Consider the following 14,094-nt stretch of genomic DNA (forward strand, 5'->3'; position numbering starts at 1 on the left):
GCGGCCTCGGCGGCGACGACGCGAACAGGGCACCGAGGGGTGCGGCGGAGTCGATACGACGTGGTCGAGCGGCCGGTGCGCGGGGATGCCGGGCAACAGGCCGCACGGAGCGTCGACTTGGCGGCCGAGCGGTTCGACCGGGCCGACGGCTCCGCCGGATGCCGGGCTGATACGGAGCCAGACCCCTTGCGCGAGCGCCGTGCCGGACGCGACGCGGCCGCTCGCCGGGCCGCGTATCCGGGTGCGGTGCGCCGTCGCGCGTGTGAGCCTGCCGGTGTGGATGTCCAGGCGGGCGAGGCGGAACCCGGAAGCGCAGGCCGGTCGGCGCCGGCGGCTGTGCTGATCGCGACGTGCGTCTCGACCCTGGTCGTCAACGCGAACACCTCGGCGGTGAGCATCCTGCTGCCGGCGATCAGCGACGACACCGGGGCGTCGCTGGACGTCCTGCAGTGGGCGGTCACCGGGTATTCGCTGGTGGGAGCCGCGGTGATCGTCACCTCGGGGGCACTCGGCGACGTGTTCGGACGACGTCTGGTCTTTCTCGGCGGCCTGGCGCTGTTCATCGCCTCGTGCGTGCTCATCGCGCTGTCCGGCAGCGGTGGCGGGGTGATCGCGGGCCGGGCGATCCAGGGGGCGGCGGGGGCGACGATCCTGGCCTGCGGGATGAGCCTGTTGTCCGTGTCCACCTCGGGAGAGGGACAGGTGCGGGCGGTGACGCTCTGGGGTGGTGCTTCAGCGGTGGGCGCCGCGGCCGGGCCGTTGCTCGGCGGCCTGCTGGTGGACGGCACGGGATGGCAGGGCTTGTTCTGGATCGATGCCGGCATCGCGCTGGCCTGCGTGCCGGTCACCCTGAAGGGTGTCGCCGAATCCCGCGATCCGGATCGCAGCCGCTCGATCGACTTCGCGGGAACCGTCCTGATCGCCGTCGCGCTCGCCCCGGCACTGCTCGCACTCAGCGAGGGGGCCACCTGGGGCTGGACTTCGGCCGCGGTGCTCGGATGCTTCGCGCTGGCGGCGGTGTCGTGCGTGGCGTTCGTCGCGGTGGAGCGGCGGGTCGAGGCGCCGCTGGTCGACCTGCGGCTGCTGAGGAATCGCGTCCTGATCGGGGCGACGGTCGGGATCCTGCTGAGCGCGGGTGTCATCAACGGTCTGATGTACCTGGTCAGTCTCTACTTCCAGAACCCCGCCACGCTCGCGCTGAGCCCTTTCGAGGCGGGCCTGGCCACGCTGCCCGCGACGGTCGGTCTGATCGCGGTCACGCCGCTCGTGCCCCGGATGGTCCAGCGGCTGGGCGTCGGTCCCGTGATCGCCGTCGGCTTCGCGGCGGCGACGGCCGGGTGCGCACTGCTGTCCTTCGTCGAGGGCGACTGGCGGTACGCGGCCTTCGTCCTGCCGCTCGTGCTCCTGGCCGCGGGCCTGGGGCTCGTCAACGGTCCGGCGAGCTCGGCGTCGACCTCGTCGGTGTCCGCCGACGACGTCGGTGCCGCGTCGGGCATCTCGAACATGGCGCGCTACATCGGCGCCGCCGCGTTCACGGCGGCGGTGGCGACGGTCAACGCGACGGTGGGCGAGTCCCGGCGGTCGGGAGGGGACGGGGCGGCGGACGCGTTGGCGGCGGGCCTGTCCAGCGCGTGCGCGCTGCTCGCGATCGCGTCCGGGGTGGGCCTGCTCCTGTCGGTTCTGGCGATCCGTGCCCGCCGGCGCCGGGTCGGACCGGGCGCCTACGGCGCGGCCGCGGCGTCGCACGCGCTCACCGTCCCCGTCGAGGACCGGTGAGCGCGCGAACGTCCGAGGCCACCTCGCCGACATGGAGGAAGCCCGTAGGGTGCCACCCATGGTTACCGCGAAGGTCCGTGAGTGGCGTGACGAGGAAGGGTGGGGCGTGCTCGACTCCCCCGAGACTCCCGGCGGCTGTTTCGGCCATTACTCCGACATCCAGGCACCCGGCTTCCGCACGCTGTCGCCCGGCCAGGAGGTGGAGCTCGTGTGGGAGGCCCCCGGCTTCAAGCAGGACGGGTACGACTACCGCGCGGTGAGCATCGTGCCCCGGTCCGCCTGACTCCCGTGAGTCGACGTCGGCCGGGCCGGGACCGTCGCGGTCACCTGGCCAGGCACTCCAGCAGCGACGACGCCGACAGGACGCCCGAGGGCCGCAGCTACGGCCGATGTACCTCAAGACCGTTCTCTCAGGCCGAGACCGAGAGGTGACGCCGCCTCAGATCCTCAGATGGTCGGGGTGTCGTCAACAATCGGCCTGTGAATCTCGACGACCGGCTTCCACCCGTCGGAGAACTCGATGAAGTCCGCGCGGGTGGGGTAGGTGTCGATCGCGCGACGGTCACGCTTGGGGCTGTCGCTTCCCTTGCGCCCCCGGGGAATCTGCTCCTCGAAGATGTCGACCTTCACGTCGGGGACCTCCTTGAGGCCCTGGCGCCAGATCTGCACGATGTCGGCGCCGAACGCCTGCCGAGCCGCGGCGTAAAGGGCCGTGAGGGCCCCCTTGTCCCCACCGGGGACGAAAAGTGCCAGGTCCAGCACGACACCGGCGGACTGGAGAACCTCAATGGTCACCGAGCTGTTCTCGTCGGCCAAGTAGATTCCGGGTTCATTCTCGTCGTCGGGAAGGCAGGAGACCTCTTCCTGGAATACGGTTCGCGCCGTGATCGAGCCGCCCTCGAAATGCTCACCGGACTTGGTCAGAAAAGCAGGGACATAGCAGTCGGGAAGCTTGAGTTCTGCCGTATCGGCGGAAATGAAGAGCCTGTCCTTCACGCCGAGCTTCGTCACCTCTTCCAGCGAGAGGCGGCGAGCGGCAATCTTCTCCGTGTTCACGATTTCCCTTTCAGGTTGCACTGTCCCTCCGAACCAGGACGCTACCACGAAACCCCGAGGTCAACTGCCCAGCAATCTCTGGGTAAATGACCTCCGACGACCTGCACGGGAGGATACCGAAGCGAGTGCCACTCGGCCGGGAACTCGCATCCGCCAGGCAGTAACCCTCGTCATCGCGTTGGGGATCAACCGGCCGTTGCATTGGGGCGCGTCGGGTAGCGCGGAGGAACCAAAAGAGAGTTTATGGAAGATATCACCCAAATCGGCTTCGGGGAGGTGGCGGCGAGGTAAGGCGATCCATTCGTCGTGCATCTCGAAGAGCGCAGCGGAAACCGACCGGCGTAGTCGGCTGACGCCGGATTGCTGACGACTGGCCGACGCGGGCGTGGTGTTGCAAAGGGCCCGGGGACTGCAAGACAGCTTGCGATCCACCTGACCCGGCCGTTGCTGACGGCCTCGGCCGGCGCCCCCTGGGCGGGAGCCCGGATCGCCGTCTCACCTGGCCAGGCGGCCCAGCAGTGACGACGCCGACAGGACGCCGAGGGCCGCGGCCACGGCCAGGACGCCGTAGTCGAGCGGCAGGTGCGCGGGGGTGCCGAGCAACAGGCCGCGCAGGGCGTCGACTTGGTAGCTGAGCGGGTTGACCAGACTGACGGCCTGGAGCCAGCCGGGCATGACCGCCACCGGGTAGAGGGCGTTGGAGCCGAAGAACAGCGGCATGGTGATGGCCTGTCCGATGCCCATCAGCCGGTCCCGGGTGAGCACGATGCCCGCGATCGTCATCGACAGGCAGGAGAAGAACGCCGAACCGAGCACGACGGCGACGGCCACTCCGAACAGCCGCAGCGGGTTCCAGGTCATCGCCACCCCGAGCAGCGCGGCGATGACGACGACCACCACGGCCTGGATCAGCGCCTTCACCCCGGCCGCGAACGCCTTGCCGGTGATGAGCGCGGAGCGGGGTGTGGGCGTGACCAGGAGTTTGGTGAGGATCCCCGCGTCCCGCTCCCAGATGATCATGATGCCGTAGAAGATGGCGATGAACATGGCGGACTGGGCGATGATGCCGGGCGCCAGATAGTCCAGGTAGGGGATTCCGCCGGTCGGGATCGCGTGGATCCGGGTGAAGGTCTCGCCGAAGATCAGCAGCCACAGGGCCGGCTGGATCGCCCGGGTGTACAGCTCGGTGCGGTCGTGGCGGAGTTTCTGGAGCTCCACCGCGCACATCGCGGCGACCCGGGCGGGCAGCACGCGCCAGCCCGTACGCGCCCGCGGCGGGGTCACGAGCAGGTCGAGGTTCCCGGGGCGGACGCGTTCAGCCGACGCGGGAAGCGGTACGGCGGGTGCTTCGGACATCGCTGAAGTCTCCTGATCGGTCGTCGAGTCCACTGCCGGCGACGTCGCGGAAGACGTCTTCGAGCGTGGGAGGTTCGGCGTCGCCGGTGATGCCGCGGCGCTCGCCGAGGCCCGCCCTGAGCTGCCGCGGGGTGCCGAGCGCGCGGACACGTCCGCGGTGCATCAGCGCGACGCGGTCGCAGTACTGGTCGGCCTCGTCCATGTAGTGGGTCGTCACGAGGACGGTCATCCCGGTGGCGGCCCGTACGGCGTTGATGTGCTCCCACACGCTGGTACGGGCGATCGGGTCGAGGCCGATGGTCGGCTCGTCCAGGATCAGCAGGCGCGGTGCGCTGACCAGCGCCTGGGCGAGTTCGAGGCGGCGGACCATGCCCCCGGAGTACGTCTTGGCGAGCCGGTCGGCCACGTCGGCGAGGCCGACCGCTTCGAGCGCCTGGGCGACACGGGCCGCCCGTTCACGCCGGGACACGTCGAAGACGCGGGCGAACAGGGAGACGTTCTCACGCCCGGTGAGTCCGGAGTCGGCGGACAGTTGCTGCGGGACGTAGCCCAACAGGCGTCGTACGGCCATGCGTTCACGGGTGGCGTCGTGCCCGAAGACACGGACCTTCCCGGCCGGGACCGGCAGCAGGGTGGTGATGCACCGGAGCGCCGTCGTCTTGCCGGCGCCGTTCGGCCCGAGCAGTCCGAACACCTCACCGTCACGGACGGCGAGGTCGAGACCGTCGACGGCGGTCATCTCGCCGAAGGCGTAGACGAGTCCGGCACAGGACACGGCGTCCGGGGCCGGTCCCTCGCCGGCCTCGGCGTCGACCGCGGTCGCCGGGAGCGGTGTCCGGGCCGCTCCGGTCAGGTCGCCGACCGGGTCCGCCTCGTCGCGAGGGGGCTCCGGGTCCGCCGGCTGTGCGGATTCCGCGTGTCCGCTCCTGTGCCGTCTCATGTCTCCTCGGCCTCCTCGTGCAGGTTCGCCGCCAGTTTGCGCAGGGCCGGAAGGGCGGCCTCCAGCGCGGCGCGATCGGCCGCGTCGAGGCGCTCCACCTGTGTGCGGACGAGCACCGCGCGCCGCTGCCGCCAGTCGCGCAGCCGGGCGTCGGCCGCCGGTGTGGACAGCAGCCGGGCGGCGCGCCGGTCGGCCGGGTCCGTCTCGCGGATCAGATAGCCGTCCGCGACCAGCCTGTTGACCAGCGTGGAGACCGAATTGCCCGCCAGGTAGAGCTCTTTGGCCGCCTCCGACACCCCTATGCCGGGCCGGTCGACGACCAGCCGCAGCAGATCGACCTCGGCGCCGCGCAGGCTCGGTCCGGCCGTGCCGCGGCGCAGTCGCCGTCTGATCAGCCGCTGCAGCCCGGCCAGGGCGTCCGCCAAGGTCTCGGGGAAACTCTCCGACTCCGACTTCACTCTCCGAGATTACCTCTGTGTCAGAGGTAATTCGGGAAAGGGAGGGTCAAGACCCCGACCCGGGCCCCGGCCCCGGCCCCGGCCCCGGCCCCGGCCCCGGCGGCGAACTCCCGAGGGTGTGCGCCGATGCGATTCCGGCGGCGAAAACCGAAGGTGTGCACCTCGATCCGGGGGGTAACCGTTGACCTGCTCGCCGGCGTACCCCAGCGCCGGGTGGATCCGACGGGTCGAAGTTCCCATGTGGAGGTAACCGTGCCGGCCGAAGAGGCTCCTGTGTCCATCGAGGCGACCGTGTACGGCGAAGGAATCGCGCTGGTCACCGTCGCCGGGGAACTGGACGTGGAGACAGCCCCCGAACTGCACCACCGCCTGGCCGACCAGATACGCGGCGGCCGGCGGCACGTGCTGCTCGACCTGTCCGCCGTCCCGTTCATGGACTCCTCGGGCATCAACGCCCTGCTCAAGGCGCACGACGCCGCCGGACGTGCGGGAGGGGGCCTGCGCCTCGTGTCCCCGGCCCCGGCCGTCCAGCGCGTCCTGGATCTCACGGGCGTCAGCCTCGCCATACCGTCGGTGAAGGACGTGGACGCCGCGCTGGTGCAGATCGGGGAGGGGACGGCCCGGCACTAGGGCCTACCGGGCGGGACCTGGGGGGCGGGACCTGAGGCGTGTCAGGCGTCGCCGGGCCCGCGCTCCGGGCGGACGACGCGACTTCACGGACAGGCCCTAGGCCGTGCGGGCCTCCGTGGTGCCGGCCTCGTGAAGTTGCGTCGCCGCGGCCGCGCAGAAGGCCGCCAGCCCCTCCGCGAGCGCCGCCCGCCCGGCGGCCGGCATCTGCGCGAGGACCGCTTCCAGCACCTCCTCCCGCCGTGCGCGCAGCTCGGCGAGGAAGGTCCGGCCCTGGGGGCTCAGGAACAGCCGCAGCTCGCGGCGGCTGGTGGCGCTCGGTGCCCGTTCGACGAACCCCACGGCCTGAAGCCGGTCGCAGAGTCTGCTGGTCGAGGGGGCGGTGGAGCCGAGCGCGTCGGCCAGGGTCCGCAGGTTGATGCCCTCGTCGTGTTCCAGGATGAACAGCACCCGCAACTGGGAGGCGGAGACCGGGGCCGTCGAGGCCCGGCCCCAGAGGATCTCCAGCAGCTCGGACGACTCGGCGGTCACGCGAGCCACCTCACTGCGGTGCGGACGCGGGCCTGAGGAAGTCACCGTCCAACTCTCGCAGTCTTCTGGGGCACTGTCAGCTCGTCGGTCCGACATCAGGAACCAAATGGTGGATATCAACACTGAAGAGATGGGCATGCCGGAGATCATGAACAGATTCGTGGCCGCGGAGCGTGCCGTGCGCACCGCGGCACCCCACAAGCTGCTGGACGCCGTCCGCGAGGTGCTGTGCGCTCACTACGCGGCCGATTCCGTCGAGCTCTTCATGGCCGACTACGGGCTCACCGTGCTGCAGCCCGTCTCGGTGCTTCCGCACACCCTGGAACCCATCCCCGTGCACACCAGCCCCGAGGGCCGGGCCTTCGGCGCCCAGGAACCCTTCACCGAGGAACCGGACGGCGGGCTCGTACGGGCACATCTCCCGGTGACGGTGCGCGGTGACCGGCTCGGCGTCCTGTCGGTCGTCCTGCCCTCCGCCGCCTGCGACGCGCGGACGCTCGCCGAGCTCGCGGACGTCGCGGAGGTCCTCGGTCACGAGGTGCTCGTGGCCGAACGCGACACCGACCTGTATCTCCAGGCGCGCCGCAAGGACCGGCTGACCCTGGCCGCGGAGATGCAGTGGCAACTGCTGCCCGGCCGCTCCTGCTCCCGGCGCGAGTACGAACTCGGCGCCCAGCTCGAACCGGCGTACGCGATCTTCGGCGACAACTTCGACTGGTCGGCCGACGCCGAACGGCTGTCCCTCTACGTCACGAACGGGATGGGCGAGGGCATCGAGGCGTCGCTGCTCACCAATCTCGGCATCAACGCCCTGCGCAACGCGCGCCGGGCCGGCATCCCGCTCCAGGACCAGGCGGCCCTGGCCGACCAGGCGATCTACGCCCAGTACCGCGGTGAGCGCTATCTGTCCGTGCTCATGCTCGACTTCGAGCTGTCCACCGGCCGGATGCGGGTCATCGACGCGGGTTCGCCCCAGATGCTGCGGCTGCGCGGCCGGACCGTCGAACGTGTCGACTTCGAGGCCCAGTTGCCCCTCGGCATGTTCGAGGAGACCGACTACCTCGTGCAGGAGTTCCGGGTGGAGCCCGGGGACCGGCTCCTCTTCGTCAGCGACGGCGTCCACGCGGTCGCGGGGCCGGGCGGGGAGAAGTACGGGGAGAAGGCCCTGGCGATGGCGATCAACTCCACCCGGCTGCTGCCCGCGCCGGAGGTGCCCCGCGCCGTCCTGAGGGAACTGACCGGCCACCGGGGCAGGCCCGGACCGGAGGACGACGCACTCGTGGTCTGCCTCGACTGGCACGGCCCGGCGGCCGCCGAGGGCTGAGTGCCGGGGAACCCGACGGTTCGGGGGCCTGCGCCAGGGGCTGAAGAGCCCGAGGGTTCGGGGCCTGCGCCAGGGGCTGAAGAGCCCGACGGTTCGGGGGCCTGCGCCAGAGGCTGAAGAGCCCGAGGTTCGGGGGCCGGGTGCCGAGTGCCGGCGAACCCGGCTGTTCGGGCGGCCGGGCGCCGCACGGGGCCCCGGCCTCGCGGCAGTCGTCAGAAGCTCACGACCGCGAGGACCGTCTTCCCGTCGGGGCGGGACAGCACGGTCAGTTCGGAGGACAGCCGGCGCACCAGCGGCCAGCCGAAGCCGCCCTGTCCGGTCAGGTCGAGGCGCCTGGGCCGCGGCGGCTCGGGATCGTCGTCGGAGACCGAGATGCGCACCCCGTCGCCCGTGTCGCTCAGGTCCAGGCTGCACAGCCGGCCGCGCGCGTGCCGCACCACGTTGGTCACGAGCTCCGAGACCACGAGCAGGACGGCCTCGGCGGCCTCGCGCGGTACGGAGCGCGGCAGGCCGCCCAGGAACGTGCGGACCATCCCTCGGGCGTGCACGGCGGCCTGCGGATCCCTGTCCAGCCTCGCGCCGAGACCGGGACCGAGTTCGCAGGACGGTTCGACGGTGGTCATGCCTTCGCCTCCTTGCCACACTTCCCGCCCGTTCGCCGCGCGGCGGCGCCACTCCGTGCGGATCGAAGTGCCGGGCGGGCTGTCTCCCCTTCTTCCCGGACCTTCGCGGCGCATGTCACGGGTACCCCCACCTTCACACCGCACCCACAGGCGCCCCGCCGCGCCGGGATTCCACCGGCGGCCGGAATCCCGGGTCGGGGGGACTGCGGCCGCGGATCGGGGGCACTAGGCACGCGTCCCCGACGCCCACGGGCGGTTCGGTGACTCGCTCCCGTGGCGGTCGCAAGGGGCCGGGCGACCCCGAGACCGCCACGGTCGAGCGGCTGGGGTGGTGACCCTCGCCGGGAAGGGGCCGGCAGGGCCACCACCCCAGCACTGCTCCACGCCCGCCCGGGGCGACGAAGAGGGACGCGGTACGCGTCATGGACAGGCGGATGCGCCACGGACAACAGGAGACGGCGGATGTCCCAGACCATCGCGGCACGAGCAGCGGGTGACGGAACGGTGGACCCCGCGGACGTCGAGCGCCGCAAACAGCGGTTCCGCAGACGTCTGGAACGGCTGATCGGCATCGCCGCCACCGAGGGGAACGAGCTGGTCCCCCTGCGCAACGGCGACCGTATCTTCGCCGCCATGCTCGACGCGGTCCGCTCCGCCGAGCACACCATCGACATGATGACCTTCGTCTATTGGCGCGGGCAGATCGCCCGCGACTTCGCCGCCGCGCTGGCCGACCGGGCGCGGGCGGGTGTCAGGGTCCGGCTCCTGCTGGACGGCTTCGGCGCGAAGCGGATCGAGGGGGACCTGCTGCGGTCCATGTCCGCCGCCGGCGTGCAGGTCGCGTGGTTCCGCAAGCCGCTGTGGCTCTCCCCCCTGAAGCAGAACCACCGCTGTCACCGCAAGGCACTCGTCGTGGACGAGCACACGGCCTTCACCGGCGGCGTGGGCATCGCCGAGGAGTGGTGCGGGGACGCCCGCGGTCCCGCCGAGTGGCGGGACACCCACGTCAAGGTGCGGGGCCCGGCCGTGGACGGCATCGCCGCGGCCTTCGCGCAGAACTGGGCGGAGTGCCACGACGAGCTCTTCGACGACCGGGACCGCTTCACCGGGCACGGCCAGCCGGGTACCGCGACCGTGCAGGTGGTACGGGGCTCCGCCAGCTTCGGCTGGCAGGACATGCAGACCCTCATCCGGGTGATGCTCACCTCGGCCGAGGAACGCTTCCGGCTCGCGACCGCCTACTTCGCCCCGGACACCTACTTCGTGGACCTGCTGTGCGCGACGGCCCGGCGCGGTGTCCGGGTGGAGATCCTGCTGCCCGGTCCGTACACCGACCAGCGGGCCTGTCAGCTCGCCGGCCAGAACCACTACGGCGCGCTGCTGGCCGCCGGCGTCGAGATACGCCAGTACCAGCCGACCATGCTCCACACCAAGATCATGACGGTGGACGGGGTCGCCTCCCTCATCGGCAGCACCAACTTCAACCGCCGCTCGATGGAGCACGACGAGGAGGTCATGCTGGCCGTCCTCGACGAGGCGTTCACCGCGACCCTCGACCGGGACTTCGACGAGGACCGCCAGAACGCCGTGGGCATCGAACCGAAGCGCTGGGGGCACAGGTCGCCGGTGCAGCGCCTCAAGGAGCTGGCCGTCGTCCCCCTGCGCCGCTTCCTCTGAGCCCTGCCGGACCCGGCCTGGGCCTGACCGGGGCAACCGGACCCGCCCCCCGACCGGGTCCGACCGGGCCCTAAGAGGACAGCACCGAGGCCGTCAGCGGGGGCGTTCGCCCGTCTCGCAGACCTTGCGGGCGATGTCCCGCAGTTTGATGTTGTGGTCCTGGGAGGCCTTCTTCAGCACCGCGAAGGCCTCCTCCTCGCCGAGGCCGTGCCGCTCCATCAGGATGCCCATCGCCTCGCCGATCTCGTGGCGGGTCTCCAGGGCGTCACCGAGCTGCTGGTGCGTACGGGCCGAGGACAGGGCGACCGCGGCGTGCGAGGCCAGCACCCAGCCGGCCCGCTGAGCCGACTCGTCGAACATGTTCGGCCGGCGCGAGTACAGGTTGAGGGCGCCGAGCGCGTCGTCGTCCGTGAACAGCAGGAAGCCCATCATGCTGCCCATGCCGAGCTTCCTCAGCTCGGGTGCGAAGCGGGACCACTTCTCGTGCGGCCGGCGCAGGTCCTCGATGGCGTAGAGCTGCTCCCGCTCGGTCACCGCGTCGAAGCACGGGCCTTCCTGGAGGTCCTGCTGGATCCGGTCCGCCCGGCGCACGACGTCGCCGGTCGCGGCCAGCGCCTTGACCTCACCGCGGCGGACGGTCAGGATGCCGCCCTCGTCGCAGCCGTTGATCAGCACCTTGGCGTGCTCCACGATCCGGTCCAGGGTCGCCTGCACCGTGTCCTGCGCCAGCAGGTCCCGTGCCATGTCCGCCAGGGCAACGGCAAACTTCTCCCAGACCTCGCCGGACTCCTGCGCCATGGGCCATCCGTTCATCATCGAGAAGGTCGAAGCGAAACCAGCCGTCACCCGGGATCCCATTTTGCCACCCCGGTACGCGGCCGCCGCGGCGGCCGACGCGTGCCGCCGCTCCAGTATCCACGGGATCTTTGCACGACTCCCCTGTTTCATCAGGCGGATCAAGGGTGACCCGACAGGGGACCGGATTCCGGAGAAGGCGCTCGATTCGATCAGGAGGTTCCCCATGGAGAACTGGCGCGAAGGCGCGTCTTGCCGCACCGTCGACCCCGATCTGTTCTTCCCCATCGGGAGCACCGGCCCCGCGGTGCTCCAGATCCAGGAGGCGAAGGCGGTCTGCGCGGGCTGCCCGGTCCGTGAGGAGTGCCTGCGCTGGGCCCTGGACACGGGCCAGACCGTCGGTGTCTGGGGTGGTACGAGCGAGGCGGAACGGCGCGCGCTGGCACGTCGCCGCTCGCGTCGGCGCTCCCAGAACACCTCCGCGTAGACGCACACCTCCGCGTGGACAGCAGAAGGGGCAGCACCGGGCCGCACCACAGGGCCGGGTTCGGAGCAGGCGACCGGTTCGCGACGCGGCGAGAGGCATCTCCGCCGGCGCGAACCGAACGAAGGACACGATGGAGATCGATCCGAGCCGGAACAGGAAGTCGTCGTACGCGGAACTGGGACCGCTCACCAGCGCGTTCGGCGGGGAGCTGCGCAACGTGACCGACGCGCGGCTGGCCGCGGACGGCTATCTGCGCGCCCTCGCGCGGGCCACGCCGCCCTCGGAGGCCGAGCACTGGGACGACATCCTGCTGGTGGTCACCGAACTCGCGGCGAACACCATCCAGTACGCTCCCGGCCCCTTCGAGCTCCAGATGCGCCCCACCATCGGCGGTGTGCACGTGACGGTCCACGACACCAGCACCACCCCGCCCGCGCCGCGCCGCTTCCGCCCGTCCCAGGGCGGGGGCGGCATCGGCTGGCATCTGGTCCACGCGCTCTGCGACCAGGTGAGTGTGATCGTGCGGCCCGACGGCAAGGACGTCCACGCGTTCCTGCCCTGGTGAGGGACCGGCGCCCGCGGCAGCGGGTGCCGGAGCGGAGGTGTCGTCCGGCGCGAGGGGGGCACCCGGGTCCGGTGAAGGAAGCTGTTCCGTCGCACGATCGAGGTGGAGCGTTGAGCCCAGAGCCGGAACTGTCCGAGCCGGAACCGTCCGAGCGGGAGCACGCCGTGTGGGACCGGGTGCGCCGTACCGCCACCGGGATGAACCATCACCGGGCGAAGGCGGCCCTCGACGACGCGAAGGAGGCGGCCGAGGACGCCGCGTCCGGCGACGCCGCGGCATCCGACGCGCGGACGGAGGTGGAGGAGTGGGAGCGGATCACCGACGCCCTCGCCGACCACGCCGGGGAGTACGACCCCGGCACGGACCCCTTCGTCCAGGGCCAGCTGACCGCCCGTTCCCATCGCGCCCGGGCGTCCGTGCGACGCGGCTGAGCACTGTTCACCCACGATGTCAGTCCCGTACGGAACAATGCTGGTCAGCCGGAACAACACCACATCCGTGTCCGTACCGTGTGATCCCGTCCGTCCGTCGAAAGGCCGCCCGCACATGACGCCGACCCCGCACCTCCGTGCCGTGCCGCGAGCGCCGATCGGAGGCCGGTGACCATGCTGCGGCCGCTGCCCCGTACACGATCCCCGCTCAGCCCCGAAGGCGCCGAGATCCTGCGGCTGATCACCCAGCGGCGGTTCCCCGTCCGCCTCACGGTGCACGCGAACGGCCGCCGTCGGTACGGCTACTGGCTCCCCTTCGACCCCGCGACCGGGCGCGGCGGTTGCTACGTGGCGCTGCCCACGGGCGAGTGCGACGCGCTGCACGCGGCGGGCCGGATCGTGCTGGGCGACCCGCTCGCCGACCCCGCGAAGACCACGTACACGGTGCAGGCCCCGACACGTACGACCGCCACGAGGCGGAGCGACGCCACCGCGCGGAGCGAGGCACCGGAGCGGACCGAGGGAGTCAGGCGGAGCGGGGTCAAGGACGCGGGCGCCTTTCGACATGCCCTGACGGCCTGACGCGCGGTCCTGCCCCGCCACCAGGACTCACTGCCCTGCCCGGCCACTCCCACTCCGGGCTCACCGGCCTGCCTGGTCACTCACTCCCACTCCGCCTCACCGGCCTGCCATGCCCCTCCGGCTCACCGACCGCCCGGCCCCTGCGGCTCCGACCGCGCCGCAACTCCGGCCGAACACGCCGTTCAGCGCCGGTCGGCGACACCGTTCAGGCCCGTGCGCCGACGGACAGCGGCACCTCGGCCGTGATGCGCTTGCCTCCGGTCCGCAGGTTCGCGATCACGACGTCACTGGCCAGCGCGCAGACGATCATCCAGCCACGGCCGCCGACCGGCATCCGGCCGATGTCGTCGAACTGATCGCGCGCCACGGGCAGTTGATCGCTCCGGTCGCTCACGGACAGCCGCACCGCCCGCTCGGTCGATATCACCTCGAACCCGGTGACCCCGCCTCCGTGGAGCATCGCGTTGGTGACCAGTTCGGAGGCGACGAGCAGGGCGTCGCCGATGGCGTCCTCGTCGTGCGGGGTGAGGCCGCCGGGCCGGCCCGCGAGGGCGTACCTGACCGCCTGCCGCACGTCGGCGGGACTGCCGGGGGCCGTCGAGACCACCTGTCGGGCACCGGCCACCGTCGCGGTGGCGGACCTCTGATCGTGCCGGCACATCCTTCGTTTCCTCCGTTCCCGGCCGAAATCCCGCAGGGCCCGTCGTGCACACGCACGGCGGGCCCTGCGGCGGGTCACTTCTACAGCTCACCGTGAATGGCGTCCCCAAACCTGGACGTTCGCGCATCCACCGGACGTCGCGGCGCCGGCCCCTCGCTCCCCCGGCCGGGCGGCGGCCCGCGATCGCCACCCGATGCCCAGGCGG

17 protein-coding genes are annotated in these 14,094 nt (G+C 71.5%); 9 read left to right on the forward strand and 8 right to left on the reverse strand.

Annotated features, from left to right (window positions below; translation table 11 throughout):
• The first annotated feature begins 276 nt into the window (after nt 1–276).
• Nucleotides 277–1,776: an MFS transporter gene (locus tag ACFRIC_RS03565; RefSeq protein WP_382778818.1), complete on the forward strand. Its 1,500-nt coding sequence runs from the start codon at nt 277–279 to the stop codon at nt 1,774–1,776.
• 58 nt (nt 1,777–1,834) lie between these two features.
• Nucleotides 1,835–2,059: a cold-shock protein gene (locus ACFRIC_RS03570; protein ID WP_382778819.1), complete on the forward strand. Its 225-nt coding sequence runs from the start codon at nt 1,835–1,837 to the stop codon at nt 2,057–2,059.
• 164 nt (nt 2,060–2,223) lie between these two features.
• Here the strand turns inward: ACFRIC_RS03570 and ACFRIC_RS03575 are convergent, their stop codons facing one another.
• The 4 genes from ACFRIC_RS03575 to ACFRIC_RS03590 form a co-directional block, all read right to left on the reverse strand.
• A complete protein-coding gene (locus ACFRIC_RS03575; protein WP_382778820.1) occupies nt 2,224–2,832 on the reverse strand; it encodes a hypothetical protein in 609 nt (202 codons plus the stop codon).
• Nucleotides 2,833–3,327: 495 nt separating this feature from the next.
• Nucleotides 3,328–4,188, reverse strand: a complete 861-nt coding sequence (locus ACFRIC_RS03580; RefSeq protein WP_382778821.1) for an ABC transporter permease — start codon at nt 4,186–4,188, stop codon at nt 3,328–3,330.
• Nucleotides 4,148–4,927, reverse strand: coding sequence for an ABC transporter ATP-binding protein (locus ACFRIC_RS03585; protein WP_382778902.1), 780 nt, complete (start codon nt 4,925–4,927; stop codon nt 4,148–4,150). Before ACFRIC_RS03585 ends, ACFRIC_RS03580 begins: the two co-directional genes overlap by 41 nt.
• Before the next feature lie 197 nt (nt 4,928–5,124).
• Nucleotides 5,125–5,586 (reverse strand): MarR family winged helix-turn-helix transcriptional regulator, encoded by a 462-nt coding sequence (locus ACFRIC_RS03590; protein WP_382778822.1) that lies wholly within the window; start codon nt 5,584–5,586, stop codon nt 5,125–5,127.
• A 252-nt stretch (nt 5,587–5,838) separates the two neighbouring features.
• On the opposite strand from ACFRIC_RS03590, the gene ACFRIC_RS03595 reads away from it, so the two are divergent.
• On the forward strand, nt 5,839–6,216 hold the full coding sequence (locus ACFRIC_RS03595) for an STAS domain-containing protein (protein WP_382778823.1): 378 nt from the start codon (nt 5,839–5,841) through the stop codon (nt 6,214–6,216).
• 96 nt (nt 6,217–6,312) lie between these two features.
• Here ACFRIC_RS03595 and ACFRIC_RS03600 read toward each other — a convergent pair whose 3' ends face one another.
• Nucleotides 6,313–6,744, reverse strand: coding sequence for a MarR family winged helix-turn-helix transcriptional regulator (locus tag ACFRIC_RS03600; protein ID WP_382778824.1), 432 nt, complete (start codon nt 6,742–6,744; stop codon nt 6,313–6,315).
• A gap of 148 nt (nt 6,745–6,892) precedes the next feature.
• Here ACFRIC_RS03600 and ACFRIC_RS03605 point away from each other — a divergent pair, with 148 nt between their 5' ends.
• Entirely contained in the window at nt 6,893–8,068 is a 1,176-nt protein-coding gene (locus ACFRIC_RS03605; protein WP_382778905.1) for a PP2C family protein-serine/threonine phosphatase, read from the forward strand.
• A gap of 212 nt (nt 8,069–8,280) precedes the next feature.
• On the opposite strand, the gene ACFRIC_RS03610 is transcribed toward ACFRIC_RS03605, so the two are convergent.
• Nucleotides 8,281–8,691: an ATP-binding protein gene (locus ACFRIC_RS03610; protein WP_382778825.1), complete on the reverse strand. Its 411-nt coding sequence runs from the start codon at nt 8,689–8,691 to the stop codon at nt 8,281–8,283.
• Nucleotides 8,692–9,153: 462 nt separating this feature from the next.
• On the opposite strand from ACFRIC_RS03610, the gene ACFRIC_RS03615 reads away from it, so the two are divergent.
• Nucleotides 9,154–10,368 (forward strand): phosphatidylserine/phosphatidylglycerophosphate/cardiolipin synthase family protein, encoded by a 1,215-nt coding sequence (locus tag ACFRIC_RS03615; RefSeq protein ID WP_382778826.1) that lies wholly within the window; start codon nt 9,154–9,156, stop codon nt 10,366–10,368.
• 93 nt (nt 10,369–10,461) lie between these two features.
• Here ACFRIC_RS03615 and ACFRIC_RS03620 read toward each other — a convergent pair whose 3' ends face one another.
• Entirely contained in the window at nt 10,462–11,166 is a 705-nt protein-coding gene (locus tag ACFRIC_RS03620) for a GAF and ANTAR domain-containing protein (protein WP_382778827.1), read from the reverse strand.
• Nucleotides 11,167–11,389: 223 nt separating this feature from the next.
• Between ACFRIC_RS03620 and ACFRIC_RS03625 the strand changes: the two genes are divergently transcribed.
• The 4 genes from ACFRIC_RS03625 to ACFRIC_RS03640 all read left to right on the forward strand — a co-directional run bounded on the left by ACFRIC_RS03625 (nt 11,390) and on the right by ACFRIC_RS03640 (nt 13,228).
• Nucleotides 11,390–11,650, forward strand: coding sequence for a WhiB family transcriptional regulator (locus tag ACFRIC_RS03625; protein WP_355775907.1), 261 nt, complete (start codon nt 11,390–11,392; stop codon nt 11,648–11,650).
• Nucleotides 11,651–11,780: 130 nt separating this feature from the next.
• Nucleotides 11,781–12,215, forward strand: a complete 435-nt coding sequence (locus ACFRIC_RS03630; RefSeq protein WP_382778828.1) for an ATP-binding protein — start codon at nt 11,781–11,783, stop codon at nt 12,213–12,215.
• Between the two features lie 110 nt (nt 12,216–12,325).
• Entirely contained in the window at nt 12,326–12,646 is a 321-nt protein-coding gene (locus ACFRIC_RS03635) for a hypothetical protein (RefSeq protein ID WP_382778829.1), read from the forward strand.
• A 174-nt stretch (nt 12,647–12,820) separates the two neighbouring features.
• Nucleotides 12,821–13,228 (forward strand): hypothetical protein, encoded by a 408-nt coding sequence (locus ACFRIC_RS03640; protein ID WP_382778907.1) that lies wholly within the window; start codon nt 12,821–12,823, stop codon nt 13,226–13,228.
• Between the two features lie 205 nt (nt 13,229–13,433).
• Here ACFRIC_RS03640 and ACFRIC_RS03645 read toward each other — a convergent pair whose 3' ends face one another.
• Nucleotides 13,434–13,889 carry an ATP-binding protein gene (locus ACFRIC_RS03645; protein WP_382778830.1) on the reverse strand — a complete coding sequence of 152 codons (456 nt, stop codon included), beginning with the start codon at nt 13,887–13,889 and terminating at the stop codon, nt 13,434–13,436.
• Nucleotides 13,890–14,094 lie beyond the last annotated feature (205 nt).

This window comes from Streptomyces sp. NPDC056738 (assembly GCF_042790435.1).
Classification (GTDB): domain Bacteria; phylum Actinomycetota; class Actinomycetes; order Streptomycetales; family Streptomycetaceae; genus Streptomyces.

Coding starts and splice junctions, on each gene's coding strand:
- ACFRIC_RS03570 (WP_382778819.1), top strand. CDS start 1,835: ATGGTTACCGCGAAGGTCCGTGAGTGGCGTGACGAGGAAGGGTGGGGC.
- ACFRIC_RS03580 (WP_382778821.1), bottom strand. CDS start 4,188: ATGTCCGAAGCACCCGCCGTACCGCTTCCCGCGTCGGCTGAACGCGTC.
- ACFRIC_RS03585 (WP_382778902.1), bottom strand. CDS start 4,927: ATGACCGCCGTCGACGGTCTCGACCTCGCCGTCCGTGACGGTGAGGTG.
- ACFRIC_RS03605 (WP_382778905.1), top strand. CDS start 6,893: ATGAACAGATTCGTGGCCGCGGAGCGTGCCGTGCGCACCGCGGCACCC.
- ACFRIC_RS03610 (WP_382778825.1), bottom strand. CDS start 8,691: ATGACCACCGTCGAACCGTCCTGCGAACTCGGTCCCGGTCTCGGCGCG.
- ACFRIC_RS03615 (WP_382778826.1), top strand. CDS start 9,154: ATGTCCCAGACCATCGCGGCACGAGCAGCGGGTGACGGAACGGTGGAC.
- ACFRIC_RS03620 (WP_382778827.1), bottom strand. CDS start 11,166: ATGGCGCAGGAGTCCGGCGAGGTCTGGGAGAAGTTTGCCGTTGCCCTG.
- ACFRIC_RS03625 (WP_355775907.1), top strand. CDS start 11,390: ATGGAGAACTGGCGCGAAGGCGCGTCTTGCCGCACCGTCGACCCCGAT.
- ACFRIC_RS03630 (WP_382778828.1), top strand. CDS start 11,781: ATGGAGATCGATCCGAGCCGGAACAGGAAGTCGTCGTACGCGGAACTG.
- ACFRIC_RS03640 (WP_382778907.1), top strand. CDS start 12,821: ATGCTGCGGCCGCTGCCCCGTACACGATCCCCGCTCAGCCCCGAAGGC.
- ACFRIC_RS03645 (WP_382778830.1), bottom strand. CDS start 13,889: ATGTGCCGGCACGATCAGAGGTCCGCCACCGCGACGGTGGCCGGTGCC.